Annotated in this window: 23 protein-coding genes, 1 pseudogene and 1 riboswitch; of the genes and pseudogenes, 11 read left to right on the forward strand and 13 right to left on the reverse strand. The window is 66.0% G+C overall.

Translation table 11 applies throughout. The features are described from left to right. The first annotated feature begins 43 nt into the window (after window positions 1–43). Window positions 44–2,002, forward strand: coding sequence for an acyl-CoA dehydrogenase (locus tag AB0M74_RS10155; RefSeq protein WP_364904272.1), 1,959 nt, complete (start codon window positions 44–46; stop codon window positions 2,000–2,002). Here the strand turns inward: AB0M74_RS10155 and AB0M74_RS10160 are convergent. The 4 genes from AB0M74_RS10160 to AB0M74_RS10175 form a co-directional block, all read right to left on the reverse strand. Next, window positions 1,890–2,570 (reverse strand): phosphatase PAP2 family protein, encoded by a 681-nt coding sequence (locus AB0M74_RS10160; protein ID WP_364904275.1) that lies wholly within the window; start codon window positions 2,568–2,570, stop codon window positions 1,890–1,892. The two genes, AB0M74_RS10155 and AB0M74_RS10160, sit on opposite strands and share 113 nt — an antisense overlap. A 31-nt stretch (window positions 2,571–2,601) precedes the next feature. Then, window positions 2,602–3,498, reverse strand: coding sequence for a nuclease-related domain-containing protein (locus AB0M74_RS10165; protein WP_364904278.1), 897 nt, complete (start codon window positions 3,496–3,498; stop codon window positions 2,602–2,604). Between the two features lie 103 nt (window positions 3,499–3,601). After that, a complete protein-coding gene (locus AB0M74_RS10170; protein ID WP_364904280.1) occupies window positions 3,602–4,993 on the reverse strand; it encodes a DUF2252 domain-containing protein in 1,392 nt (463 codons plus the stop codon). A 110-nt stretch (window positions 4,994–5,103) separates the two neighbouring features. Continuing rightward, the gene (locus tag AB0M74_RS10175) at window positions 5,104–6,798 is read right to left on the reverse strand and encodes a GMC family oxidoreductase (protein WP_364904283.1); all 1,695 of its coding nucleotides are present in this window, start codon (window positions 6,796–6,798) and stop codon (window positions 5,104–5,106) included. Between the two features lie 219 nt (window positions 6,799–7,017). Between AB0M74_RS10175 and AB0M74_RS10180 the strand changes: the two genes are divergently transcribed. From AB0M74_RS10180 to AB0M74_RS10215, 8 genes and pseudogenes are all read left to right on the forward strand, one after another. Further along, on the forward strand, window positions 7,018–7,614 hold the full coding sequence (locus tag AB0M74_RS10180) for a CDP-alcohol phosphatidyltransferase family protein (RefSeq protein WP_364904797.1): 597 nt from the start codon (window positions 7,018–7,020) through the stop codon (window positions 7,612–7,614). 43 nt (window positions 7,615–7,657) lie between these two features. After that, on the forward strand, window positions 7,658–8,056 hold the full coding sequence (gene gcvH / locus AB0M74_RS10185; RefSeq protein WP_364904286.1) for a glycine cleavage system protein GcvH: 399 nt from the start codon (window positions 7,658–7,660) through the stop codon (window positions 8,054–8,056). 169 nt (window positions 8,057–8,225) lie between these two features. Continuing rightward, window positions 8,226–8,711, forward strand: coding sequence for an FHA domain-containing protein (locus AB0M74_RS10190; protein ID WP_328400107.1), 486 nt, complete (start codon window positions 8,226–8,228; stop codon window positions 8,709–8,711). A gap of 72 nt (window positions 8,712–8,783) precedes the next feature. After that, entirely contained in the window at window positions 8,784–9,596 is an 813-nt protein-coding gene (locus AB0M74_RS10195) for a MerR family transcriptional regulator (protein ID WP_364904290.1), read from the forward strand. 252 nt (window positions 9,597–9,848) lie between these two features. After that, window positions 9,849–10,322: a bifunctional nuclease family protein gene (locus tag AB0M74_RS10200; RefSeq protein ID WP_328400111.1), complete on the forward strand. Its 474-nt coding sequence runs from the start codon at window positions 9,849–9,851 to the stop codon at window positions 10,320–10,322. 227 nt (window positions 10,323–10,549) lie between these two features. After that, window positions 10,550–11,089: pseudogene (locus AB0M74_RS10205) on the forward strand (MerR family transcriptional regulator); the annotation flags it as partial. A gap of 144 nt (window positions 11,090–11,233) precedes the next feature. Then, window positions 11,234–11,334: riboswitch (glycine riboswitch) on the forward strand. Window positions 11,335–11,493: 159 nt separating this feature from the next. Then, window positions 11,494–14,304 (forward strand): aminomethyl-transferring glycine dehydrogenase, encoded by a 2,811-nt coding sequence (gene gcvP / locus AB0M74_RS10210; RefSeq protein WP_364904292.1) that lies wholly within the window; start codon window positions 11,494–11,496, stop codon window positions 14,302–14,304. 48 nt (window positions 14,305–14,352) lie between these two features. Further along, entirely contained in the window at window positions 14,353–14,634 is a 282-nt protein-coding gene (locus tag AB0M74_RS10215) for a beta-ketoacyl synthase N-terminal-like domain-containing protein (protein ID WP_364904294.1), read from the forward strand. A gap of 48 nt (window positions 14,635–14,682) precedes the next feature. Here AB0M74_RS10215 and AB0M74_RS10220 read toward each other — a convergent pair whose 3' ends face one another. From AB0M74_RS10220 to AB0M74_RS10230, 3 genes are all read right to left on the reverse strand, one after another. Then, window positions 14,683–16,359: a VWA domain-containing protein gene (locus tag AB0M74_RS10220; RefSeq protein ID WP_364904296.1), complete on the reverse strand. Its 1,677-nt coding sequence runs from the start codon at window positions 16,357–16,359 to the stop codon at window positions 14,683–14,685. Between the two features lie 146 nt (window positions 16,360–16,505). After that, window positions 16,506–16,781, reverse strand: a complete 276-nt coding sequence (locus AB0M74_RS10225) for a WhiB family transcriptional regulator (protein ID WP_364904299.1) — start codon at window positions 16,779–16,781, stop codon at window positions 16,506–16,508. 18 nt (window positions 16,782–16,799) lie between these two features. After that, complete coding sequence (locus AB0M74_RS10230; protein ID WP_364904302.1) at window positions 16,800–17,354, reverse strand: HNH endonuclease; 555 nt, start codon at window positions 17,352–17,354, stop codon at window positions 16,800–16,802. Window positions 17,355–17,990: 636 nt separating this feature from the next. Between AB0M74_RS10230 and AB0M74_RS10235 the strand changes: the two genes are divergently transcribed. Further along, window positions 17,991–18,209: a hypothetical protein gene (locus AB0M74_RS10235; protein WP_364904305.1), complete on the forward strand. Its 219-nt coding sequence runs from the start codon at window positions 17,991–17,993 to the stop codon at window positions 18,207–18,209. Between the two features lie 49 nt (window positions 18,210–18,258). Here the strand turns inward: AB0M74_RS10235 and AB0M74_RS10240 are convergent, their stop codons facing one another. The 3 genes from AB0M74_RS10240 to AB0M74_RS10250 form a co-directional block, all read right to left on the reverse strand. Beyond that, the gene (locus AB0M74_RS10240) at window positions 18,259–19,161 is read right to left on the reverse strand and encodes a cutinase family protein (protein WP_364904308.1); all 903 of its coding nucleotides are present in this window, start codon (window positions 19,159–19,161) and stop codon (window positions 18,259–18,261) included. Window positions 19,162–19,422: 261 nt separating this feature from the next. Further along, window positions 19,423–19,956 (reverse strand): DM13 domain-containing protein, encoded by a 534-nt coding sequence (locus tag AB0M74_RS10245; RefSeq protein WP_364904311.1) that lies wholly within the window; start codon window positions 19,954–19,956, stop codon window positions 19,423–19,425. Window positions 19,957–20,129: 173 nt separating this feature from the next. Then, window positions 20,130–21,269 carry an acyl-CoA dehydrogenase family protein gene (locus AB0M74_RS10250; protein ID WP_364904314.1) on the reverse strand — a complete coding sequence of 380 codons (1,140 nt, stop codon included), beginning with the start codon at window positions 21,267–21,269 and terminating at the stop codon, window positions 20,130–20,132. Window positions 21,270–21,357: 88 nt separating this feature from the next. On the opposite strand from AB0M74_RS10250, the gene AB0M74_RS10255 reads away from it, so the two are divergent. Further along, window positions 21,358–22,062 (forward strand): winged helix-turn-helix transcriptional regulator, encoded by a 705-nt coding sequence (locus tag AB0M74_RS10255; RefSeq protein WP_364904800.1) that lies wholly within the window; start codon window positions 21,358–21,360, stop codon window positions 22,060–22,062. Window positions 22,063–22,097: 35 nt separating this feature from the next. Here the strand turns inward: AB0M74_RS10255 and AB0M74_RS10260 are convergent, their stop codons facing one another. From AB0M74_RS10260 to AB0M74_RS10270, 3 genes are read right to left on the reverse strand one after another with little or no spacing between them, the layout of a single operon-like run. Next, on the reverse strand, window positions 22,098–23,387 hold the full coding sequence (locus tag AB0M74_RS10260; RefSeq protein ID WP_364904317.1) for an acyl-CoA dehydrogenase family protein: 1,290 nt from the start codon (window positions 23,385–23,387) through the stop codon (window positions 22,098–22,100). 14 nt (window positions 23,388–23,401) lie between these two features. Then, complete coding sequence (locus AB0M74_RS10265) at window positions 23,402–24,031, reverse strand: TetR/AcrR family transcriptional regulator (RefSeq protein ID WP_364904320.1); 630 nt, start codon at window positions 24,029–24,031, stop codon at window positions 23,402–23,404. Then, window positions 24,028–25,077, reverse strand: coding sequence for an alcohol dehydrogenase catalytic domain-containing protein (locus AB0M74_RS10270; RefSeq protein WP_364904323.1), 1,050 nt, complete (start codon window positions 25,075–25,077; stop codon window positions 24,028–24,030). The genes AB0M74_RS10265 and AB0M74_RS10270 overlap by 4 nt, the downstream gene beginning before the upstream one ends. Window positions 25,078–25,132: the final 55 nt, after the last annotated feature.

The following is a 25,132-nucleotide window of genomic DNA, read 5'->3' on the forward strand; positions in this document are numbered from 1 at the left end:
TTTGTCGCCCGGTGGCACCGGGCAGGCGGGCTATGGTCGAGGCATGACTACCGGCAGCTCGACGACGGCAGATCACCTACGTACGGCGCTGGACGGACCCTGGGAGACCGTCCGGCAAGAGGCTCGAATCCAACTGGCCGGTGTCGAGTTCACCGGTAATCCCGCCCTCGACTACCAGGCCGCGCGGGCGCGGGTCCTCGACCAGATGCGCAAGATCGCGACGATGGGGTACGCGGAGCGCGGATTTCGGCGAGAGCACGGCGGTACCGGCGAGCCGGGTGCGGCCGTTGTGGGGCTGGAGATGCTGGCCTACGCAGACCTGTCGTTGTGGGTGAAATCGGGTGTGCAATGGGGTTTGTTCGGCGGCGCGGTGGAGAACCTCGGCACCGAACGCCATCGGGAGGTGATCAAGCAGCTGATCTCCCTGGACCTGCTCGGTTGCTTCGCGATGACCGAATCCGGGCACGGCAGCGATGTCGCGAATCTGGAAACCACCGCCACCTACGACCCGGAAACCCAGGAATTCGTGGTGCACAGTCCGACGCCGTCGGCGCGCAAGGACTACATCGGCGGCGCCGCCGAACATGCCAGGATGGCGGCGGTGTTCGCACAGCTGATCACCGAGGGCGAAAGCCAGGGTGTGCATTGCCTGCTGGTGCCCATCCGTGACGAGCACGGCGTCGATCTGCCCGGCGTGACCACCTTCGACGACGGGCTCAAAGGTGGTCTGCTCGGTGTCGACAACGGCCGCATCGTGTTCGACAACGTCCGGATTCCGCGCGAGAACCTGCTGAACCGCTACGCCGACGTCGCACCGGACGGTACCTACAGCTCCGATATCGAGAACCCGAGCCGCCGGTTCTTCACCACCCTCGGCACCCTGGTGCGTGGACGGGTCAGCGTGGGCGGCGCCGCGGCGGCAGGTGCGCGGGTCGCGTTGAGCATCGCCACGCGCTATGCCTTGAAGCGCCGCCAGTTCGCTGACCCGGACGACGGCAGCGAAACGCTGCTGCTGGATTATCGCAGCCATCAGCGCAGGCTGCTGCCGCTCATCGCCCGCTCCTACGCCCTCGCCTTTGCGCAGAACGATCTGGTGCGCCGGATGCATCTGGTGCAGACAGGCCAAGACCTCGATCCCGGCGCGCAGCGGGCGCTGGAGAAGCGGGCGGCCGGTCTGAAGGTCGCCCAGACCCGGCACGCCACCCGGGCCATCCAGGAATGTCGCGAAGCCTGCGGCGGCGCAGGCTATCTCACCGAGAACCGGATCGTCACGCTCAAGGCCGACACCGACGTGTTCACCACCTTCGAGGGCGACAATGTGGTGCTCACCCAATTGGTTGCCAAGGAGCTGCTCACCGCGTACTCCGACGAGATCCGCGACCTGGACGCGTTGGGCTGGGTGCGCTTCGCGGCGACCATGGCCGGTGACGTGGTGCGCAAGCGATCCGGCGTGCGCCAACTGATTCAGACCCTGCGTGATCGCAACGACGATTCGTTCGACGAGGGCGACCTGTCCCGGCGCGAGGTGCAGCTGCAACTGTTCGCCGATCGCGAGGACTACCTGGTTCGCACCGCAGGCCACCGGCTGCGCGCCCGCGCCGGGGAGACCGGACCGTTCGAGGCCTTCAACAACGCCCAGGATCACATTCTCGCCGCGGGTTCGGCACATATCGATCGCCTGGTGCTGGAGGAATTCATCGAAGGCATTGCGGGCATCGCGGATCCGCAGGCGCGTGCGCTCGCCGAGACGGTGTGCGACCTGTTCGTCTACTCCGCCCTGGAGGAGAACTTGTCCTGGTTCATCATGCATCGGTTCATGTCGGTCGAGCGCGCCAAGGCGGTTCGACGCGGGGTGAACGAGCTGGTCGACCGCCTGCGCCCGGAGGCGCTCACTCTGGTCGAGGGGATGGGTGTGCCCGAGAACATGCTGCGCGCCGCGCTGCTCGAGGACGCGAGTGTGTACGAGCGTGCCGTCCCGGCATCGCCCAGCACAACACCGTAACCATCGCGATGGCCGCGGCAATGCCGCCGACAATGTCGGTCGGGAGGTGGTAGCCCAGGCCGATCATGCCGATGGCGGCCGCGCACAGCGATACGGCGGCGAGCGCGAGCACCACCGCCCGCGCTCGCGAGGCATCGATCAGCACGAGAAAGGTGGCGGCGATCGCGACGAGGTGCACGGTGTGGCCGCTCGGGTACGCGAGGTAGTCGTGCAGCGGCCGCTCCCAGAGCGGCTTGAGCAACCAGGCGTTGACCGCGACGGCGAGTTCGGGAACCACGACCATCGTTGCCGCACGCCACCGTTCACCGCGATAGCCGAACCAGCAGGCGGCCACGAGCAGCAGCGGTATCAGGATGTACCCGTTGCTCGGGATCACCAGAGCTCGATAGATGTCGGGATGGCTGTCCAGCGCCGTGTGGATCGGTTCGGCGAGGTCGCGGTCGAGTTCGGTTGGTCCCTTGTCGCGCGGAAATGTCAGTGGCAGCCCCCACATGACGGCAGCGCAGAACAGGACAAGGCCGAGCCGGAGCGCGGCCGGTGAACCGAGTACCTGTTGGGCAGTCCTCACGCCGATGACGATAGCCACCGGTCGTGGTGGATCAGCCGGGCCCGTAGGTCAGGATCGCGGTGACGACGAACCACAGAACCCACGCGAAGCCGATGATCATGCCGATCGCCAGCGTGATCCGCATGAACGCCCTGCCGAGGTCCATATCGCCCGACTCTCGCGGATACAGCTTCCATGGGCTGTACCAAGGCGCTTCGATCACCAGGGCCGGCGAGTGTGCTTCCCGCTCGGCGATCGCCAGTTCCTCGGCGTATGCCTCGGCCTGCGCCTGCTGGGGGCCGCCGTGCCACAGCGTGATATCGATCGGGCCGATGAACCCCTCGATCAGCAATTCCTGCGGCGCGGGCAGATAGGGGAGGATACCCAGGCTGCGGAAGGCCACCGCGACGTCATTGGCCGTCCACAGTTGCTGCTCGCTCTCGGCCAGGGTGTCGAAATAGTGGCGCAGCCTGCCGGGGTCGGTACCGAGGATGACATCGAAGCTCGGGTCGCTCCATGCCTGCTGAACCTTCAGCTCCGCACCGCGCAACGGGACGATCAACGCGACGCCGTGTACCGCGCGCTGGCCGAGGCCGCGCGCGGCCAGCCAGGTCTGCAGGGCGAAAGTGTGCTCGCGCGACTTCTCCAACGGGGTGCGTCGATCCCTGCCCTCGATGGCGACCGGCTCACCCGAGATCGTCCATGCGCCGTTGAGCGGGATTTCCAGCACGCCGTCCTGGCGGGCGACCAGTGCCTCGGCCTCGATCACCACGCAACTGTTCGGTGTCCAGACCACGGCGTCGAACTGGTGCAGCCGATCCTTGTGGAACAGACTGCAGTTGATCGTCGCGACACCATGCGGGCTTGCCGGGTCCTTCCAGGTGCGTAGCCAATCGATCAACGCCCGCTCGGCGTTGGTGCCTGCCGGATTCTGCACTCGCACGAGCATTCACGACCGCCCTTCACGTCGAAACTCGATGGTGGAAAGGATACGAGCACTCGGGCCCGGTTCGCTGCGCCTGCGGCCAGACGCGGCGTGTTGGACACGAGATCTACTGTGGCTGTTCGGCGACCACCTTTCCGGCATGCACCGCGGCGACCAACGCGCGGTGGTCGGCTTCGGTGCGATCGGCGTAGCGAACCGCGAAGCGGGCGACCGCGTCGTCGAAACGATCGTCTCCGTCCAGGTAGCCCGCGACCAGCCGTGGATCGAGCGACCGCGAATGTGCGCGAGCGAGTAGGGAGCCTGCGAGCCTGCCGTAGTCGTCGAGATCGCTCGACGGCAGACCCGCGGGATCGATATCGCCTTTGAGGTTACGAAATTGGCGCACGACGAACGGTAGCGCTCCGGAGGGCAGCACGAGGGTGGTCCAACCGAGCAGAATGTCACTCTCGGACTGAACAAGCCTGGCGCCCTGCACAATTCGCTCCCCCTCGTGTCGCTGCCGTGGCGCGTCCAGGAACGGGGCCAGCGCGGACGCGTTCGCCTGTTTCACCTGGAGCACCAGCGCCTCTCCGTCATTGCCGTGCAGCAGCGCGACATAGCTGTGCAATCCAACACTACCTGTACCGACGATCCGAAAAGCGATGTCGGACACGGCAAATCGGGCGATCAGATTCCGGCGGGACTCGGGCAAGGTGTCGGTGTATTGTTCCAGGCCGTCGGTGACCGCCGCGGCGACCGCGGCCTCCACGTGGGTGAGAATCGGTGGGTCGCTGACGAATCGGTGCTTGCTGATGCCGGTCTCGTGATCTTCCAAGTGCTCGGTCCACTTCGCCACCACCTTGGCGCTGTTGTTCTTGCGCGCCTTCTTCGCGGCCTTCTTGAAGTCGTCGAGCAGATCGTCGGCTCGGGCCTTGCTGATCACCGATTCGTCGGGCAGCGCCGACCACGATTCCATGAACGGCAGTCGTGCCAGCTGGGTGACGGCGAGCCGGTAGGAGGTCGCCGCGTCGCGTGCCGCCTGGTAGCAGTCGTCTTCGTCGGCCCCGCCCTCGCGGCCCGCGAGCACCAGACTCGCCGCGAGTCGTTCCAGGTCCCACTCCCACGGCCCGACGATGGTTTCATCGAAATCGTTGATGTCCATGATGATTTCGCCGCGCGGCGTACCGTAGAGGCCGAAGTTCGCGGCATGCGCGTCGCCGCAGATCTGCGCGGCAAGGCCGCTGTCGGGGCTGCCTGCCAGATCTGCGGCCATCAGTCCGGCCGCGCCACGGTAGAAGGTGAACGGTGTCGCGAGCATGCGGCCGATGCGCAACGGCGTCAGATGCGGCAGCCGACCCGCATTGCTCGCCTCGATGAATTCGAGCACGCTCGGACGCGTGGCCCAGGTGGCCCCGCGATCCCGAGCGGTGACCGGAACCCGCTGGCGTTGGGCACGGCCGCGGGCCAGCACCTCGTCGGCGGACACGTAGGTGCGAAGGTCGATACCACTGTTGGACACAACATCCCACGCTAGCGGGTATCGAACCGTTTGGTCTTGTCGGATTCGCCACGTCGCTCGGCTCCCCGCCGCGCGCCCGGAGCCGGGGAGCCGAGCGACGGGACGGTTGCTCAGTTGGCTGGAACGACCGGAGTGATCGGAGTAATCGGCAGACGCAGCGCGCCGGGCGCCGCACCGGGGACAGCCGGGTGGTTCGGCGCGATCGGGGTGATTCGCTGGTAGGCGGTGCCGAGTGCCGGGCGGGGGTCCGCCTCGTCCTTGTTGGGCCAGAACGCCATTGCCCGCTCGGCCTGGGCGGTGATTGTCAGCGACGGGTTGACGCCGAGATTGGCCGTCACTGCCGAGCCGTCCGCGACATGCAGCCCGGGATGCCCGTACACCCGCTGATACGGGTCGACCACGCCGGTGTCGGCGCTCTCGCCGATGACGCAACCGCCGATGTAGTGCGCGGTGGCCGGGATGTTGAGCACATCCATGATCAGGCCATGGGTATCGCCGTCCACCTTCGCGCCGAAGCGGCGGCCGACATCGTGGGCCAAGGGAATCCACGTCGGGTTCGGTTCGCCGGTGCCCGCCTTCGTCTTGAGCTGCCCGCGCTTGCGGAAGGACGTCAGCGAGTTGTCCAGCGACTGCATCACCAGCAGGATCACCGACTTCTCCGAGGCATGCCTGGCATTGAGACTGCGCAGGAACACCAGGGGATGCAACACGATGGCCAGCAGGAAGCGCAGGAACCGGAATGCGCCGCCGTCGACGATCGGCACCGACATCGGGAACAGAGCGTTCTGCCCCTTCCCGTAATGGCACACCTCGATATGGGTGTCGGCCTCCGGATGGATCGAGGAGGTGATCGCGATGCCCTCGGCGAAATCGCGGCGTGAGCGACTGACCACATTGAGGATGGCCTCGGAATTACTGCGGGTCAGTTCGCCGAGGCGCGGCGAGAGGTTGGGCAGCACGTGCTCGTCGCGCATCTTGTGCAGCAGCTTCTGGGTGCCGAGCGCGGCCCCGGCGAAGACGACCTGTCCTGCGGTGAAGGTTGTGCGCTCCTTGCGGATCCAGCGATCGGACCGCACGGTGTCGATCGCGTAGCCACCCTCCGGAAGCGGCCGCACCGCGGTAGCCGTGGTGAGTGGGCGGACTTCCGCGCCGGCCTGTTCGGCCAGGTAGAGGTAGTTCGTAGGCGTGGTGTTCTTCGCATTGTTGGGGCAGCCGGTGAAACATTGTGCGCAGTGCACACAGCCGCGCCGCCGTGGGCCCGCGCCGCCGAAATAGGGATCGTCCACTTCGGTGCCCGGGTCACTTTCGTTGAAGAACACCCCCACATCGGTCGGATGGAAGGTGTCTGCGACGCCGAGGTCCTCGGCGATCTCCTTGATCACCTCGTCGGCCGGGGTCATCCGTGGATTGGGCGCTACGCCGAGCATGCGCTGTGCCTGGTCGTAGTACGGCGCGAGCTCGGATTTCCAGTCGGTGATGTGCGACCACTGCTTATCGGTGTAGAAGTTCGGCAGCGGCTCGTAGAGGGTGTTGCCGTAGATCAGCGAGCCACCACCGACCCCGGCGCCGGAGAACACCGCGCACTTGCCGAGGACGCTGATCCGCTGTGGACCGGTAAGACCCAGCCGCGGCGCCCAGATCGAGTTGCGCACATCCCAATTCGTTTTCGGGATGTCCTCGGCATTCCAGCGTCTACCCGCTTCGAGCACACCGACCCGATACCCCTTCTCGGTCAGCCGCAGCGCGCTCACACTGCCGCCGAACCCGGAACCGATCACTACCACGTCGTAGTCGAATGCGGGCATGACTTCCTCTCACTGACCGATCAACGGATGAGATGTTTGCACAGTCATTCTGTCACCGGGTCGGATGCGACGGAATGCATAGCATGCCGCCGTGCCGATGTGGTCGCAACCGGTGTGCCCGGATGGCGCCGACGGGGGTCGGTGCGGTATGCACGGGCTGTGACAACGGAATCGGGGACCACGGAGCCGGGCGAGCGCGCCGACTCCGGCAATGACGGCGTGGCGGGCGGCATCTTCGCCGACCGCATCCTCACCGTCCCCAATGCGCTGAGCGTGCTGCGCCTCCTCGGGGTGCCGCTGTTCCTGTGGTTGCTGCTGGTCGAGCGGGCCGACGGCTGGGCGTTCGCGCTGCTGGTGGCCAGTGGCGTCACCGACTTCCTGGACGGCAAGCTGGCCAGGCTGCTCGACCAGTCCTCCCGCCTCGGCGCGTTGCTCGACCCGTTCGTGGACCGGCTCTACCTGGTGACGACACTGGCCGCTTTCGTGATCCGCGGTCTCATCCCCTGGTGGGTCGCTGTGATCTTGGTCGGTCGTGATCTGCTGCTCACGGTGACGCTTTCGGTGTACAAACGCCGCGCACTCGACCCGCCGGAGGTGATCTACCTGGGCAAAGCGGCTACCTTCGCGCTGATGTCCGCATTGCCCTGGTTGCTGGCGGGTCAGATGGATTGGGCGCTGGCAGGTTTCGGCCGAGCCTTCGGCGGGGCATTCCTGGTCTGGGGTACGGCGGTGTATGTGTGGACCGGTGTCCTCTACACCGGGAAGGCCGTCGCCGTCGCGCGAGCGATACCGTCTGTGCCGCACCGGTCCACATAGCGATTAGAGTTTGCGTGAAGGTTCCCGACGGAAAGGACGGCCTGTGACCCAGACCCCCGAGGATCTGCGCTACACCGAAGAGCACGAGTGGGTGCAACGGATCAGCCCGACGCGGGTTCGGGTAGGCATCACCGATTACGCCCAGTCTCAACTCGGTGACGTCGTGTTCGTGCAGCTGCCGGAGGCGGATCGGGATGCGGCGGCGGGCGAGAGCATCGCCGAGGTCGAGTCGACCAAGAGCGTGTCCGATATCTACGCTCCGTTGGCCGCGAAAGTTGTTGCGGTGAACGAGGATCTGGTGCAGCAACCGGAGACGCTGAATACCGATCCGTTCGGCGAAGGGTGGCTGTTCGAGCTCGAACTGGCCGACCCGGCAACCCTGGATGCTGCACTTGGTGAGCTGCTGGATGCCGCGGGTTATCAAGGAGTTATCGGGGGCTGAATCAGCCTTCCCGGTTCTACCTGCACGGGTACGCCCTGGCAGGGTACGGTCAATGCCAACAGATGTGCCGGTGAGCTGATCCGGTGTTCTAGCGTCAACGACCCCAGGTCGTGGCGGTGAAGGCAGCACCTGCTTGCACGGATAATCAGGTTCGAGGAGGAGAGAAACGGTGAGCGAGAACAAAGACCCGGGTTACGGGGAGACCGCGGCCGAGACGACGTCGGTCTTCCGCGCGGATTTCCTGAACGAGGTCGACGCGTCGCGCTCCGGGGAGCCGACCGGCGAACAGCCGGTCCAAGGGGTCGAGGGTCTGCCGGTTGGAGCGGCTCTCCTGGTCGTCAAGCGCGGACCGAATGCCGGCTCGCGGTTCCTGCTGGATCAGCCGACGACATCGGCAGGTCGCCATCCCGACAGCGACATCTTTCTCGACGACGTCACTGTCAGCCGTCGGCACGCCGAGTTCCGGCAGGACGACGATTCCTTCCAGGTGGTCGACGTGGGCAGCCTCAATGGCACCTATGTCAATAGGGAGCCGGTGGACTCCTCGGAGCTGCAGAACGGTGACGAGGTGCAGATCGGAAAGTTCCGTCTCGTCTTCCTCACCGGCCCGCGCGCCCAGGTGAACGAGTCGTCTGCGGGTGCTGGCAGTCTATGACGCACACGGCACGGGTCCTCGTGACGGCCGTGTTGGCAGAGAAGAACGCGGCTTCATGAAAGACTCGATGCTATGACGGGCGCGGCGCAGTGGGCGCGCGGAGGCATGTCGATCGGCTCCGTGCTGGACCTGCTGCGGCCGGACTTCCCGGACATCACCATCTCGAAGATTCGTTTCCTCGAGGCCGAGGGTCTGATCCGGCCGGAGCGCACTCCGTCCGGATACCGCAGATTCTCGATTGCCGACTGTGAACGGCTCAGGTTCGTATTGACCGCGCAACGCGACCAGTACCTGCCGTTGAAGGTGATCAAGGAGCAACTCGAAGCGATCGACAGCGGTGCGGCGACGCTCGGTGTGCGGGAAGCCCGCGCCCGGGCGCACGCCGTCCGTGACAACGAGGTCGCCACACCCTCCGAGAATGGTCGTGCCGCGCGCGGCGCGAGTGTCAGCGCGCCACGCAGGCTGGGTGTCGTGCCCGGTGAGGTCTCGCCGGACGAGCTGCGATTCGATCACGAAATCCGGCTCACTCGTGCCGATCTGCTGACCCAGGCGGATATCGACGAGAAGTTCTTGAACGACTTGATCCGGGCGAATCTGATCACCCCCGGCACCGCGGGCTTCTTCGATGCCGAGGCGGTGACGCTCGCACGGACCGCCAAGGCGATGGCGGAATTCGGTCTGGAGGCGCGGCACCTGCGCGCCTTCAAGCTCGCCGCGGACCGGGAAGCGGCACTGGTTGCCCAGATCGCCGCCCCGATCGCCAAGAGTCGCGATGCCGGCGCCCGTGCCCGCGCAGAGGAGACCGTACGTGAGCTTGCCGCGCTGTCGCTGACCCTGCATACCTGCCTGGTGAAAGCGTCGGTGCGGAACTCGCTCGGCGGCTGAGCCTTCGGTGCATCGCCGCTCGTCACGGCCGCAGCGGGTTCCACTCCGACAACACCGAGATTTCGGCTGTGCACACGGATCGCTCGACCCCTTCGCGTTCGCTTAGACTCGGTGGTACGGCGAGCTCTGCGGTAGTCATGCCGGGTGGCCGGCGGAGGTATTGGGAGGCAGTGCGATGAGTGAGCGCAGCGAGCGAATCATGTCACAGGGCGCTTCGCGCATGCCGGAGCTGAGCGTTAGCGAGGCACAGGCATGAGTGAAATGCGCGTGATCGGCATTCGTGTCGAGCAGCCACAGAACCAGCCCGTGCTGTTGCTCCGTGAGGCGTCCGGCGATCGGTATCTACCGATCTGGATCGGACAGGCCGAGGCGACTGCGATCGTGCTCGAGCAGGAGGGGGTGACCCCGATTCGTCCGTTGACCCACGATCTGATCAAGATCCTGATCACCGACCTCGGGCACACCCTGAAGGAAGTGCGGATCGTGGATCTGCAAGAGGGCACCTTCTACGCGGATCTGGTCTTCGAGAACGATCTCCGGGTTTCGGCGCGGCCGTCGGATTCGGTAGCGATCGCGTTGCGGGTGGGTTGTCCGATCTATGCCGAGGAACCGGTGCTCGAGGAAGCCGGATTGGTCATGCCGGATGAGCGCGAGGACGAGGTCGAGAAGTTCAAGGAGTTCCTCGAATCGGTGTCACCCGATGACTTCAAAGCCACGGACAGCTGAGGGATTTCGAACTTTCTTTTAGACCTCAACTACAGGTCGAGACTCTTACCGCGCGTCGCGTTTGGTCGGACGATGCCGCTCCCGGGACAATCAGAGGGAGTAACCTCGATAGTTGGGCCACGTCCGTTATGACTGGGTGTATGTGGTCAACGGAGCCGGGACATTGATGAGGCCAAGGCGTCGGCGAAGTAAGGGAGTGGTCAGTGGCAGAGCAATCGCAGGGAGTGGTACAGCCAGGCCTGTTCCCGGACGATTCGGTACCTGACGATCTGGTCGGTTACCGCGTTCCCAGCGCATGCCAGGTAGCCGGGATCACCTATCGGCAGCTCGACTACTGGGCGCGCACCGGTCTGGTTGTGCCGTCCATCCGGAGCGCCGCGGGATCGGGCAGTCAGCGGCTGTACTCGTTCAAGGACATTCTGGTCCTTAAGATCGTGAAGCGACTGTTGGACGCGGGTATCTCGCTGCAGAACATCCGTATCGCCGTCGACCACTTACGCAGTCGCGGCGTGCAGGACTTGGCGGGCATCACGCTGTTCTCCGACGGTACCTCGGTGTACGAGTGCACCTCGGCCGAGGAGGTAGTTGATTTACTGCAGGGTGGGCAGGGCGTTTTCGGCATCGCGGTGAGCGGTGCAATGCGCGAGTTGACCGGCGCAATCGCCAACTTCCCAGCCGAGCGGGCGGTCAGCGGCAGCGCGAGTGAGCGCCCCGAGGACGAACTGTCGTTCCGGCGCAAGGCGCGGATGAACCAGAAGACCGGCTAGAGATTCAGCAGGCCGGCTGGAGATTCCTGGGAGTGCCCGTCGCATGCGGCGGGCACTTTGCTTTGTGTGGAACGTGACGAGGGCGACACATCAGGGGTCCGGTGGCGCGGTTCGTTGCGCGCGCGGCATAAACTAGCGGTGCGTCGCCGCCGTGCGGGAGAGTCCCGGCCTTCAGAAGAGTCCGGGCGCCGAAGGAGCAGCACCTCCCCGTCAATCTCTCAGGCAACAGGGACCGTACGGGCTTCGACGCCTCTGGAAAGTGGTGACCGCTGCAGACAGCGCACGGTCACCCGCCCATGGGGAAAGGGGGCGCACCCCGAATCTCTCAGGCTCCACGACAGAGGGGGAGGGCTGGTATCCGTCGACCGTAACGGTCGACCCGCCCGACCTTGGGAGCTGCTGCCGTGACTCGATCATTCGCCGACCGCCATATCGGACCCGACCGGGACGAACTCGCCCGGATCCTGGACGTCGTCGGCGTCGGTTCGTTGGAGGAGCTCGCCACCACCGCCTTGCCCGCGAGCATCCTCGACGGCTCCGGCCTCGACGTGCTCCCGCCCGCGGCCACCGAGCACGAGGTGCTGACGGAGCTGGCCGAGCTCGCCCACTCGAACGTCGTCGCCACTTCGATGATCGGTCTCGGCTACTACGACACGTTGACTCCACCGGTGCTGGTGCGCAGTTTGCTGGAGAATCCGGCCTGGTATACCGCCTACACGCCCTACCAGCCCGAGATCAGCCAGGGCCGCCTCGAAGCGCTGCTCAACTTCCAGACCATGGTGTCGGATTTGACCGGCATGGAGGTCGCCAACTCCTCCATGCTCGACGAGGCCACCGCGGCTGCTGAGGCGATGACGCTGCTGCGCAGGGCGGGCCGGTCGAAGTCTGAGCGGCTGCTGATCGACACCGACCTTTTCCCGCAGACCAAGACCGTGCTGCACACCAGGGCCGAGCCGCTCGGCATCGAGATCGTCGAGGCCGACCTCTCCTCCGGCCTGCCCGACGGCGAGTTCTTCGGTGTGCTGGTGCAGATTCCCGGTGCGTCGGGCCGGGTCGTGGACTGGGCGCCGCTCACCGAGGCGGCGCACGAGCGCGGTGCGCTGGTCGCCGTCGGTGCCGATCTGCTTGCGCTGACGCTGATCACGCCGCCGGGGGAGCAGGGCGCGGACGCCTGCTTCGGCACCACCCAGCGGTTCGGCGTGCCGATGGGCTTCGGCGGACCGCACGCCGGATATCTGTCGGTGCACTCCAAGCATGCGCGGCAGTTGCCGGGCCGGCTGGTCGGCGTCTCCGTCGATGCGGACGGTTCGGTCGCCTACCGGCTGGCACTGCAGACCCGTGAACAGCACATTCGCCGTGAGAAGGCGACCTCGAATATCTGTACCGCCCAGGTGCTGCTCGCCATCCTGGCCGCGATGTACGCCAGCTATCACGGTCCCGACGGGTTGCGGGAGATCGCACGGCGGGTGCACGGCCATGCGCGGGCCATCGCCGCCGGCCTCGACGGCGCCGTCGTGCACGACAGCTTTTTCGACACAGTGCTGGTGCACGTGCCCGGCGGCGCGGAAGCCGTTGTGGCGAAGGCGAAGTCGCGTGGTATCAACCTGCGACTGGTGGACGCCGATCACGTCGGCATCGCCTGTGATGAGGCCACCACCACGGGGCACGTCGCCGCCGTGCTCGAATCCTTCGGTACTGCATTGTCTTCCGAGGCTGCGGCCCCGGCGCTCGCGGGCGGATCGATCGAGACCCGTGCCTCCGAATACCTCACGCACCAGGCCTTCACCAGCTATCACACCGAGACCGCGATGTTGCGTTACCTGCGGCGGCTGTCGGATAAGGATATTGCCCTGGACCGCAGCATGATTCCGCTCGGTTCCTGCACCATGAAGCTGAACGCGACCGCCGAGATGGAGGCCATCACCTGGCCCGGCTTCGCGCGGGTGCATCCGTACGCGCCGGTGGAGGATGCATCGGGGCTGTTGCGGGTGATCCACGATCTGGAGAGCTGGCTCTCGGCGATCACCGGGTACGACTCGGTGAGCCTGCAGCCGAACGCGGGCAGTCAGGGTGAATACGCGGGGCTGCTCGCCATCCGGCGGTACCACCTGGATCGTGGTGACACGCACCGGGATACCTGCCTGATCCCGTCCAGCGCGCACGGTACCAACGCGGCGTCCGCGGCGATGGCCGGGCTGCGCGTCGAGATGGTGAAGTGTCGTAACAATGGTGACGTCGACCTGGACGACCTGCGTGCCAAGATCGCCGACCACGCCGACCGGCTCGCCTGCATCATGATCACCTACCCGTCCACGCACGGCGTGTACGAGCACGAGGTCGCGGAGCTGTGCGCACTGGTGCACGACGCGGGCGGTCAGGTGTACGTCGACGGCGCGAACCTGAATGCGCTTGTCGGACTTGCCCGTCCGGGTCGCTTCGGCGGCGATGTGAGCCACCTGAACCTGCACAAGACCTTCTGCATCCCGCACGGCGGGGGCGGTCCAGGCGTCGGCCCGGTGGCGGTGCGCTCGCATCTGGCGCCGTACTTGCCCGGCGATCCGCTGGAAACCGGTTCGCATGCGGTGTCGGCCGCCAAGTACGGCTCGGCCTCGATCCTGCCGATTACCTGGGCCTACATCCGGATGATGGGCGCCGACGGTCTGCGCAAGGCCACGCTGACCGCGATCGCCTCGGCCAACTACATTGCCCGCCGCCTCGACGAGCATTTCCCGGTGCTCTACACCGGCGAGCACGGCATGGTCGCCCACGAGTGCATTCTGGATCTGCGCGAGATCACCAAGCAGACCGGCGTCACCGTCGATGATGTGGCAAAGCGTCTGGCGGACTACGGTTTCCACGCCCCGACCATGAGCTTTCCGGTCGCGGGCACCCTGATGGTGGAACCGACTGAAAGTGAGAACCTGGCCGAACTCGACGAGTTCATCCTCGCGATGACCTCGATCCGCGATGAGATCGACAAAGTGGCCGCCGGCGTGTGGCCGGTGGAGGACAACCCCTTGCGCGGCGCACCGCACAGCGCGGCATGCCTCGTCGGCGAATGGGATCACCCCTACAGTCGGGAGGTCGCGGTGTTCCCGCACGGTCTGACCCCCGACCGTGGCAAGGTCTGGCCGTCGGTTCGCCGGATCGACGGTGCTTACGGCGACCGCAACCTGGTCTGCTCCTGCCCGCCACTGGAGGCGTACGCCGACTGACCACCGCGGCATCGGCCCGCCTTCTCGCTCCGGAGGTTGGGCGGGCCGGTGTTGCGTGAGCATCTGTTCGTTGTTGTGCCGCAACGGGTTCGGCTGCTGTCCGGCACCGGCTGCGCGTTGCGGACCGATGACATCTGCGGCCGATCCCGAATCCGGCAAAGGGGCAAGCTCAATGCCCGTCGCGGTGGATTCCTTTACTCCGCAGTCGAATTCGGCGCGGACCTCTTCGGGATCAGTCCCAACGAAGCCACGGTGATCGATCCTCGACAGCGGTTGCTGGTGGAGGCAGAGCGCGCGGGCGCGGCTCGCGCCGCACGGGGGCCGGATTGATTATCAGGGGTCCGTGCGCTCGGCGATGAGGGAACGGTCGAGCCGGACTCAGGGGGTGGTCAGTGCGTGCACCATGGCGGTGCCGAAGCTGATGTCGTCGGAGCTGGTCAGGCGGGTGTAGGTACCACCGGTGCGCTGGGTCGCGGCCTGCAGGGTTTCGGTGCCGCTGCCGCCGATGACGATGACGTCGATGCGGACCGGGCGGGTTTTGTCCGCGGCATTGCCGATGTCGGTGAGCAGTTTGGCGCCGGTGACCGTCGAGTCGTCGTCGGGGCCGTCGGTGATCAGGAGGACCGAATTGGTGCGGCCGGCGGTGTATCCCTGGACCGCGGCGCGATAGGCGGCCAGTAGCGACGGGTACGCCTGGTCGGTGCGGGATTCGGTAGGGCGCAGGGCACTCAGCGTTGTGGACAGTGCGGTTCGATGGTCGGCGGTGAGCGGTGCGGTGACCGCCTCGACCTGGTACGGAGCGGCACCGTCGAGATTCTTGCCGAAGGTCCAGACGCCGAGGCCGAAGTTCGGCGGCATGACATTCATCGTCGAGGTGAGTGCGCCGAGGACATTCGTGAGCCGGGTGGTGGACCCGTCGGTGTTGCCCATGGAGGCGGAGACATCGAGCAGCACCGTCGACTGCACGCCCAGAACCGGATTGGCGAGGGTGGCGCGCACCTTGTCCAGCGCGGCGCGCGATGGCACGGCGGTCGCGGTGGACGGTGCGGCGGCGAAGCCCGCGGCGGCGAAGGTCTGTGCCTGCTGCGGAGTGCGCAGGTAGTCGGCGAATATGCCTGCGATCAGGTTCTGGGTCTTGTCGACCCAGGGTCCCGACATCAATGCGGCCGGGTGGTCGGCCACCGGCGCCGCACCGGCGGGGCTGAACGTTGTGAGTCCGTCCTGCGCCTTGGCCTGCTGCGCGGTGGTGGCCACCGCATGAACGGGCCCGCCTGCCGGTTGGGGCGCGCCCGCGATCGCGGCGAGTGCCATCGTAGTGTCCTGGGCCTCAGGTGCTTTGGCGGCGAGCAAGGAGATTGCGGACACCACCTGGCCGGACTGCGCTGCCTGATCGGAGAGTGGATCGGTGCCGGACACGGTCGAGCCGACCGCGGCGGCGGCGGCCAGCGTCGCGTCGCCCGGCGGCAGTGCCATGCGTAGTCCGGCCCAGTCGGACAGGCCGATCTCGGCAAGCGAACCCTGTTGCAGGCGTGGCAGATCTGACCAGGTGACCTTGGCTTCGTCGAGCGCCAGGCCCAGTTCTTCCGGGACGGCGAGCACGATCGGGCTGACCGCGACCGGCGCCGGATTGCCCTCGATCAGGCCTGGTGTCCGCATGGATTCGATGGAGCGCAGCGAATCGGCGATCCACAGCGCGGGCTGGGGTCCGAGCTGTTTGTTCCACGGCGCGTTCGCGGTGAAGGCCGCCACCATCGCCCCAGACGGCTGGGCGGTCACCTCGACCTTTGCGCAGTGATCACGGATGCGCGGATTGGTCGCGTTATAGCCGTCGGCGATGGTGCGCACCGAGGGCGCGATGTCCGGGTCGGCTGTGACGTACAGCGTCGCGGGCCCTTCCACGCACTCCGCTGCGGCGGCGCTGTCCCGATCGGCGGCTCGGTTGCTCAGCTTGTTCCAGGCGAACACGCCCGCGACTAGCAGCACGACGGCCGCCACTGCGATAACCGGACCTTTGCTGACCCCTCGTGATCGGGTTCCGCTGCGATGAGTGCCCACGAGAGACAAGTGTATGTTCACGTGAGATTTGCGGAGGCGGGTGTGGCATCGATAGAGACGTCCGACACCAAACCGCCCGTCATACCGGTGTAGGCCGGGACTGCGGGTCCCGGCTTACACCGGCTGGTTACGGCACCGACATTCGGCTACTCGCGGATCATCCGCCCACGGTCGAATTCATGACCGCCCCAGACACCGGATTGATTGGTGCGAGAGGCGAATTCACCGCAAGCTGCCCGGATCGGGCAGTGCGCGCAGACCTCGCGGGCATAGTCGAAATCCTGCGACGGATACGGGAACCACGCTTCGTGATTCGGGTCACCGCGGCAGGCGGCCCGGTGCCAACCCTGGCTGTCGGAGAGCGGGAGCAGGTCGGTCAGTGTCGATTCGGCGGGTGCAGTTGTCTCCAGTCGGACGTTCATGACGATCCTTCTCCTTTCTCACGCGGCTCGAGTGCCTGCCAGTTGCTTCCAGATCTGCCGCTGTCGCTTTTCCAGATGATGTGGCGCCTTCGGTTCCCACAGCAGCCGCATGCCCGCCTCCTCGGGGGTGCGGTCGGCCTTGATCGTGTTGCACGGCGCGCAGCAGGCGATCAGGTTGCTCCAGGTATTGGGTCCGCCGCGGCTGCGCGGGCGGATGTGGTCGACGGTGCGGGCCCACGCGGCGCAGTAGCCGCACCGGTGGCTGTCGCGCCGCAGCACACCGGCCAGCGTCGCGCGGCTCTCGTCGTGCACGCGGACTCTGTGCTCGAGGTAGACATAGCGCAGCAACCGGATAGTCTCCGGCAGTGCGATCTCGAGGTTTTTGGACCGGATCGGGAAGTGTGGCTCCCGGTCGGCGACGGGCTCGGCAACCCCGCCCATGAGCAGCACGACCGCCCGCTCGGCGGTGATCTCGTCGAGCGCCTCGTAGCTGGCGTTCAGCACCAGCACGCGGGTGTGTATCCAGTTGTCGACAGTCAACACCACCGGGTCGGTGGCACGGTGGAACGTCATGGGAATCACCATGTTTCGAGTGAGAGCGAGCGAATTCGAAGGAGGGCGGGGCGGCGGGGGTCAGGCGTCGGCCGGGAGGCGGCCGAGATCCGATCCACTGTTGGTCGCGCACCGGCGCATTTCGATCAAAGCCACCTCCTCCTTTCGTGGTGCTCTTGATCACCTCGGAATCGGGTGATCGTCGTCGAATCACATGGTGGCACACCACACCCGCCGTTGTCGGGTCATTTTCGGGGCATCGTGCGCTTCTGGCGATCAGCGGTGGCGGCGTTTCCAGCCACCGGGAATACACAAAGGCGTTTCTGCGCAAAGGTATTGACATACTGAGCCGCGTCGAGTTTCGGCCGTCCGCTGTCGGGGTCTGCCATGGGATGGCGAGGCGCGCATCGTTCTCGAGGTGGACTGCCCACCGATCGAGTCGTGGGAACGAGGGAAATGATTGCGGTCGAAGTTCTGCTGTGGGGACTTGTCGCGGGGCTTGTCCATTTTGTTGCGATAGTGGTCGTGTACGGAAGTCCCTTGGTGAAACGGATTTATGCCGCCGGCGGTGCGGAGAGCACACCCGCGCGGATCGGATCGGCGCGGCCTCGCGCGATGTCCACTCGTTTGCTGGGTACTCAGATCGAGGTGTACATCATGACGATCGGGTTTGCCTGGCTGCATCCATTGCTCCCTGTGCACGGTCTGGCCGGGGCGATGTTGCTGGCCGGGTTGTTCGCCGCGCTGCGGGTTTATCCGCCGGTCTTGGCCTTGTGGATGCAAGGCGCCTACTCCAACGGGTACCTCTGCGTCGAAGTCGTGAGCGGTGTCGCCGGTACCGTTGTCGTGATGCTCACGCTGAATCTTCTGATGTGAGGGTCAGCCCCAGAGTGGGCCTAACCTGTTTCGAGCTGTGTCCAGCGGCTCATGCCTGCTCGACCAACCACTGGCGCAGCCACGAGGTGGCGGTGGTGCCCGACGGGTCCACGACGTAAGCGGGATAGTTCTGGTGGACGAAGGAGTTGTAGAACTCCTCGAGTTTCTGCTTGCGCTCGTCCAGGCCTGGATCGGCGAGTTGGTTCTGCACCATCGGGACGATGCCGACGCTCATCAGATCGTTGAAGATCGCGACGGCTTCGGCCTGGTATCGCCACAGCTGCGCCGGATTCGGATCGGAAACCTGGGCAAGGAAGCCCGCGAAACGGGCCGCGAAATCGGTGGGCGGGGTCGAGCAGTACAGGTCGCCATCCGCGCAGAAGGTTCGAGTCTTATGGCTGAGGAGGCCGAAGCCGCCGATTCGCGGGCCACCCGCTCCCGCGCCCTGCACCGGCGGACCGATGAGCGCGTCATTGGGGGAGCGGCGCGGATCCGAGACGAGGCCGACCGCGACGATCCGTTCCGGTTCGACCGGGCCGAGGCCGGTGCCGATTTCCGCGGCCAGGTCGCCGGCGGCGTCGGCGCCCTGGCTGTAGCCGATGAGCGCGATCTTCGTCGCGTCGCACCGCTGAGCCATGGCGGTGACCAGGCCGCGGGCGTTGTCGGTGGCCTGCTTCTTGGAGCGGCCGTAGACGTCGGCCTCCCAGGGGAATGCGGTGGCGGCATAGCTCACGTAGTCGGTTTGCACATCGGAGGGCAGATTGTCGGTGACAGTCGCGAGCATGCCCTCGCCGGGCTTGCTGTCGGAGGTCTCCCAGGTACCGGGTATCGCGACAACGTAGAGGTCGGGGCACTGGGGTGCGGCTGGCGCTGTGCCTGCGCCGCTGACGGCGCCTGCCGCGCCGATCGTGACGGTTCCGACCATGGCGCCGATCATTCTGCGAATCATCATGTTCATACCCCGGGTGCTGGTTCCGAAGCCGGCTGGTTGCCGCTGGCGACTCCTTTGGTCCCCACGCTGACAACCGTACGGTCTGTCCGCGCGGTTCGACGGGAATCGCGGCCGACACAGAGTAGACATTTTCCGCCGACCGCTCCGTGCGGGCTTCTCGTCAGTGGGAATAATTCGATTCCGGGTCTGTGGCATTCGAATTGGGCGGACGACCAGCTTCATGTGCGGGCCGCCCTGTGCGACAAGAGGTTTGCCGGCGTGTCAACCCTGCTGGAGTCGCGCTGCGCCGAAAGACACGTTGAAACGATCACACCAGATGCTGACGCTGGTCAATGTCGTCAGATCGGCGTCGGCGGGGATGGGGTAGTTCTGGCTGCCTTTGTTCCCCTTCAGACTGCCGAGGTCGATGTGCTCGCCGTCGTCGAAAACACCCCAGCCGTCGCGCCCCTCGAGCACGGGCGCATCGGCGAGCCACACGTGCAGGTCCGGACCATCGGAGGTGTCGAGGTCCGCCAGTCGTAGCACCCGACTCCCGTCGGGCAGCCGCAGGATCCGGACTGTCCCGGACGTCGAGTGTTCGTGGGAGATCAGGGTGCCCGAGGCGAGCGTGCGTGGCTGCTGCACCGCGCCCGGGGAGGCAGGGGCAGCGACCGACGGCGCCGCCTCGTTCACTGTCGTGTCGGTGAACAATCGCCACGGCTCGAACAGTGCGAGCCCGACGCCGACACCGATCACCAACAGCCCGGTCAGCACCCAGGTGATCGGAGAACGGGCTATCGTGCGGATGGACACCATCGTTCTCCTCCGGATGTCGTGGCCGCGGTCACGACCTAGTCAACCTCGTTGTGGCGGATTCCGTCCCCCACTTTGTCATCCAGAGCGCTCGGCGTGGCGTTAATGCGGGGTGTTGTTTCCAGCGACCTGCGAGCAGACGCGTGTTGTCTGTTCGAGCGACCCGCAAGTGATGTTCAGCCGATCGGGGAGTGCCCCAGCAGCACGCGTCCGCTGAACCGGGTCTGTTTGGCCCGCGGGAGCGGGTGGAACAGACACCCGTGCACGTCGCGGTAGCGCATTTCGATATCGCAGGTGCGGGAATATCCCAGGCCACCGACGGTTTCGATGGCAAGGCGGACCGCGGAGATGAGAGCCTCGGCGGCCACCGTCTTGCGACTGAGGGTGCGGGCGGCGTAGGCGTCGGTGTTGTCGAAGCGCAGATTGTCGGAGTCGGTGAACATGGCAGCGATGAGGTCGGCGGCGGTGGTGTGGGCGTTGGTCATTTCGCCCACCAGCTGGAAGGAGTGTGAATCGGTGCGGTCGGCCACCAGCAGAGCGGTCGATTCGACGGCGCCGTCGACGATGCCGAGATAGGCGGCCATCACCAGCGGCATGGCCGCGCCGATCACCACGTTCAGCACCGGTGGCCAGACGCCGACCGGGCGGACCAGCGAGACCGCGGCATCGGGCACGAAGACCTCGTCGAAGACCACGGTGTGTGATCCGCTGGCTCGCAAACCGAGTGTGTCCCAGGTTTTTTCGATCCGCACACCGTCGGCGGAGCGCGGAATCGCGCAATGCAGCACCTGCGGCCCTTCCGGCGCGTCGTCCCATCGGATGCTGGTGACGAGCACCGTGCCGATCTCGCAACCGCTGGCGGGAGCCTTGCGCGCGCTGACGCGGTAGCCGCCGTCGACGCGCGAGGCCCGGCCATTGGAGTCCACCCAGTCCGAGGCGCCGGTGCTGACCAGGATGGCGCCCGCAGCGACCTTGGTGAAGACCGGTGTGGCGTCGATGCCGTGGTGATGCCGCCACACCTGCGCGGCCACCAGATGTGAATGCATGGCGAAGGCGACCGCCGTGGAAGGATCGTGGCGGCCGAGTTCGCGCAGGATCGCACCCATCTCCTGGTGGGTGGCACCGCCACCGCCGAATTCGGTGGGCACGAGCGCGGCCGTCAGTCCGGTGGTGCGCAGGAGGTCGTAGGCGTCCTCGGCGAGGTCGCCGCTCCGTTCACGTTCGGCGATGCCTGGGCTCAGGTCTTGGCCGACCTGCCGCGCGAGGGCGATCCAGTCGGTGACGGTCCGGGTGGTGTCTACAGCGGTAGTTATCATGTTTCGAAGTTAGGAACGGCCGCGATAAACGGATAGTCCAAAAAGTGGACTCTCCCGGTTCAGAAGTAGAACCCATCGCGAGGTGACCATGATCCACCCCCCACCGACTGCGGGGTACGGCCAGTACTGCCCGATATCGCGGGCCCTCGACGTGCTCGGTGAGCGCTGGTCGTTGCTCATCCTGCGCGATCTGTTCCTGGGCACGTCCCGATTCAACGACCTCGCCCGCGGGCTGCCCGGCCTGTCGCGCAGCCTGCTCACCAAACGGCTGCGCCAATTCGAGCGCGCCGGTCTCGTGGAGAAGGCCGGCGGCAACTACCTGCTCACCACGGCAGGGCAGGAGCTGGAACCGATCCTCTTCGGCCTCGGCGAATGGGGCGCCCGTTGGACTTTCGGCGAACCGCGGCAGGAGGAGCTCGACCCGGGTCTGCTGGTCTGGTGGATTCACTCCCGGTTGGATACCTCGTCCTTCCCCGGCAAACGGCACGTGTTCGCGGTCTGCTTCCGCGACGAGGTCCGCCGCTACTGGATCGTCGTCGAATCCGGCATCGCCTCGGTCTGCGACGGTGACCCCGGCTACCCGGTCGACGTCACTATCCGCGCAGACCTGGCCTCGCTCTATCAGGTCTGGCTCGGCCGCATGTCCCTGCCGCACGCTGTGCGAACGGGCCGTGTCGAATTCGTCGGCCCGTCCGCACTGACCCGCCGCATGCCCTCGGTGCTGAAACTGAGCCCCGTTGCGCCGTACTCGGATTCGCTACCGACCCTCGACCCCGCCACCCGCGCCTCGTAGCGGCGCCACGAATCGTCGGGACGGGGGTGGTGACATCAGAGGTTCCCGACGAGGTGCTCCAGACGGCGCGCCACCAGTTCGCGTGCCTGTTCGCGCAGCGCCGGGCGGTAGCCGCTCGGATAGACCGGATCGCCGGGGGCGTAGTCCTTCAGGACCTCCTTGGCCAGCGTGATCTTGTGGACCTCGGTCGGTCCGTCGGCAATGGCCATGACCTCGGCATAGTTCATCATGTCGACGAATGGGAGATCGGTGCTGACGCCGATGGCGCCGTGCAGATGCAGTGCGCGCTGTGCGATGTCGTGCATCACCCTGGGCATCGCGACCTTGATGGCGGCGATGTCCTTGCGCACCTTCAAGTAGTCCTGTTCTTTATCGATGCGCCACGCGGTGCGTAGCACGAGCAGCCGGAACTGCTCCATCTCGATCCAACTGTCGGCGATCCGTTCCTGCGTCATCTGCAGTCCGGCCAGCGGTCCTTTGCGCATCGGCCGGGAGACGGCGCGCTCGGCCATCATGTCGAAGGCCTTGCGCACCAACGCGACCGTGCGCATGGCGTGATGCACGCGGCCGCCACCGAGGCGGGTCTGTGCCACGATGAAACCCTGACCTTCGGCACCGAGCAGATGGTCGGCGGGGACCCGGACGTCGGTAAAGCGCAGGTGGCCCTCGTGCTCGCTGAAGCCGTGGACGTGGAAGTTCTTGACGATCTCGAGGCCGGGCGTGTCGGCGGGCACGATGAACATCGACATGCCCTGGTATGCACTGACTTCGGTGTCAGTGACGACCATGACGATGTGGAAGCTCGCGAACTGTGCGTTCGAGTTGAACCACTTCTCGCCGTTGATCACCCAGGAGTCGCCGTCGCGTACGGCCGTCGTTGTGAATGTCGTCGGATCGGAGCCGCCGGTCGGCTCGGTCATCACATAGCAGGAGCCGATCTCACCCGACAGCAGCGGCTCGAGGTACTTTGCTTTCTGCTCCGGTGTGCCGTAGTGCGCGAGAATTTCCGCGTTCCCGGAATCTGGTGCCTGACAACCGAATACCGAGGGCGCCCACATCGAGGTACCGAGTACCTCGTTGAGCAGCGCGAGCTTCATCTGTCCGTAGCCGGGGCCGCCGAGTTCGGGACCGAGGTGGCAGGCCCACAGGCCCTTCGCCTTCACCTGTTCCTTGAGCGGCCGCATCAGCGCCATGGCTTCGGTGTTGGTGCGGTCGTAGGGATTCGGGTAGAGCAGATCCAGCGGTTCCACCTCGGTGCGGACGAATTCCGCTGCCCAATCCAGTTTCTTCTGATATTCGGGGTCTGTTTCGAAATCCCAAGCCATGGTGAGCCTTTCGTCTATTCGGTCGGGTGCACAATGCCGTCGAGGAAGGTGGTCGCGAGGATGTCGGCGATCTCTTCTGGTGTGTGACCCCCGTGCGGGCGGTACCAGAAGGTCACCATGTTCAACATGCCGAGCACGCTGTTGGTGACGACATGGTCGTCGGTGCGCAACAGTCCGGCCGCGCAGCCCGCGTCGATGACGCGCTGCCAGCACTGCTGCACCTGATCGCGCAGGTCTTGCAGTTGGGTGCCTCGCTTGCCGGTCAATGCTGTCACGTCGCGCAGTTGGATGGCGACCTCGCGACGGTGCCGGACGATCAGGTCGACATGACTGTGGATCAGTTTGCGCAGCTTGGTGATCGGGTCGTCGTCATTGTCGGCGATCTGTTGGGCATCGATGAGCATCACTTGGATGTAGTCCCGCAGGATCTGCCACAGCAGTTCTTCTTTGGAGCCGATGTGGTAGTAGAGCGCGCCGCGCTGTACCCCGGCCCGGTCGCCGATTTCGGCCACGCCGGTGCCGTGGAAACCCTTCTCCGAGAACAGTTCCACGGCCGCATTAACGATGCGCTCGCGAGTGGCCTCGGCGGTTGTTTCGGTAGCGGGCGGCCGACCGCGACGGCGTGGCACGGCGATATCGGTCATCGACGTGGATCCAGCACGACTTTGCAGACCCCGTCGGCCCGTTCGGCGAACATCCGATAGGCACTCGGTCCCTCGGACATCGGGAGTCGGTGCGAGACAACCACTTCGGGAGTCAGCCGCCCGGCCGCGGTGAGGCGCAGCAGTGCGGGCAGTTCGTATTGGATCGAACACAGCCCGATGTGGAACTCGAGCTCTTTGACCTGTGCGAGCTGCATATGGAAAGGGAACGCTCGATTTTGGCTTACGCCGACCACGCTGACTCGGCCCCGATGGCCGACCGCGCTGATGGCGAGCTTGATCGTCGCATCGGCGCCGACCGCCTCCAGCGCAACGTCCGCACCGCCGCCGAGCAGGTCGCGGATGGCCGTCTTGGGGTCGTCGGACTCGATGGGCTCTGCACCCAATTCGGCTGCGCGCTTACGGCGCTCGCCGATCAGATCGACGCCGAGCACCCGTGCGGCGCCCATCGCGAATGCCGACTGGACCGCCATCAGCCCCACCGGCCCGAGCCCGATAACCACCACGGTGTCACCGGGCACGATGCGGGCCCGGCGCGCTCCGTACCAGGCGGTGGGGGCGTTGTCGGTCAGCACGACCGCGGCCTCGTCGCCGACCGCGTCGGGTAGGCGCACCAAGTTCCCTTCGGCATGGGGGACCGCGAGTAGTTCGGCTTGCGTGCCTGCCAGCGACCCGCCCAGCCCGTAGCAGGCATCGATCGGTAGCGGATGGCGTTCGCAGGCAGCGACGGTGCCCCGCTTGCACTGCGGGCACCGATCGCAGCCGACGGAGGCGGAAGCGAGGACCCGGTCGCCGATCGCGAAACCTTCGACATCGGGACCGAGTTCGATGATCTCGCCGACCGCTTCATGGCCGACGGTGTACCCGATGCCGTCGGTGAAGCCGTGTCCGGCATAGATGTGCAGATCGCTACCGCAGATGCCGGCCGCGGTGACGCGAATGATCGCCCCGTCGCGTCCCGGCAATGTTGGATCGGGCACCTCGGTGAACGAAATCTGTTGCGGGCCTGTATAGGTCAATGCCTTCATCGGATGTTGCCCTCCGCGTGGTCGAGCGCTGTCTAGCGCGAAATCGGTGGGGTGT

Source organism: Nocardia sp. NPDC051463 (assembly GCF_040681975.1).
GTDB lineage: Bacteria > Actinomycetota > Actinomycetes > Mycobacteriales > Mycobacteriaceae > Nocardia.

Coding starts and splice junctions, on each gene's coding strand:
- AB0M74_RS10200 (WP_328400111.1), top strand. CDS start 9,849: ATGAGTGAAATGCGCGTGATCGGCATTCGTGTCGAGCAGCCACAGAAC.
- AB0M74_RS10195 (WP_364904290.1), top strand. CDS start 8,784: ATGACGGGCGCGGCGCAGTGGGCGCGCGGAGGCATGTCGATCGGCTCC.
- AB0M74_RS10270 (WP_364904323.1), bottom strand. CDS start 25,077: ATGAAGGCATTGACCTATACAGGCCCGCAACAGATTTCGTTCACCGAG.
- AB0M74_RS10165 (WP_364904278.1), bottom strand. CDS start 3,498: ATGCTCGTGCGAGTGCAGAATCCGGCAGGCACCAACGCCGAGCGGGCG.
- AB0M74_RS10260 (WP_364904317.1), bottom strand. CDS start 23,387: ATGGCTTGGGATTTCGAAACAGACCCCGAATATCAGAAGAAACTGGAT.
- AB0M74_RS10175 (WP_364904283.1), bottom strand. CDS start 6,798: ATGCCCGCATTCGACTACGACGTGGTAGTGATCGGTTCCGGGTTCGGC.
- AB0M74_RS10230 (WP_364904302.1), bottom strand. CDS start 17,354: ATGACGTTCCACCGTGCCACCGACCCGGTGGTGTTGACTGTCGACAAC.
- AB0M74_RS10225 (WP_364904299.1), bottom strand. CDS start 16,781: ATGAACGTCCGACTGGAGACAACTGCACCCGCCGAATCGACACTGACC.
- AB0M74_RS10240 (WP_364904308.1), bottom strand. CDS start 19,161: ATGATGATTCGCAGAATGATCGGCGCCATGGTCGGAACCGTCACGATC.
- AB0M74_RS10265 (WP_364904320.1), bottom strand. CDS start 24,031: ATGACCGATATCGCCGTGCCACGCCGTCGCGGTCGGCCGCCCGCTACC.
- AB0M74_RS10245 (WP_364904311.1), bottom strand. CDS start 19,956: ATGGTGTCCATCCGCACGATAGCCCGTTCTCCGATCACCTGGGTGCTG.
- AB0M74_RS10155 (WP_364904272.1), top strand. CDS start 44: ATGACTACCGGCAGCTCGACGACGGCAGATCACCTACGTACGGCGCTG.
- AB0M74_RS10235 (WP_364904305.1), top strand. CDS start 17,991: ATGACGATCGGGTTTGCCTGGCTGCATCCATTGCTCCCTGTGCACGGT.
- AB0M74_RS10250 (WP_364904314.1), bottom strand. CDS start 21,269: ATGATAACTACCGCTGTAGACACCACCCGGACCGTCACCGACTGGATC.
- AB0M74_RS10255 (WP_364904800.1), top strand. CDS start 21,358: ATGATCCACCCCCCACCGACTGCGGGGTACGGCCAGTACTGCCCGATA.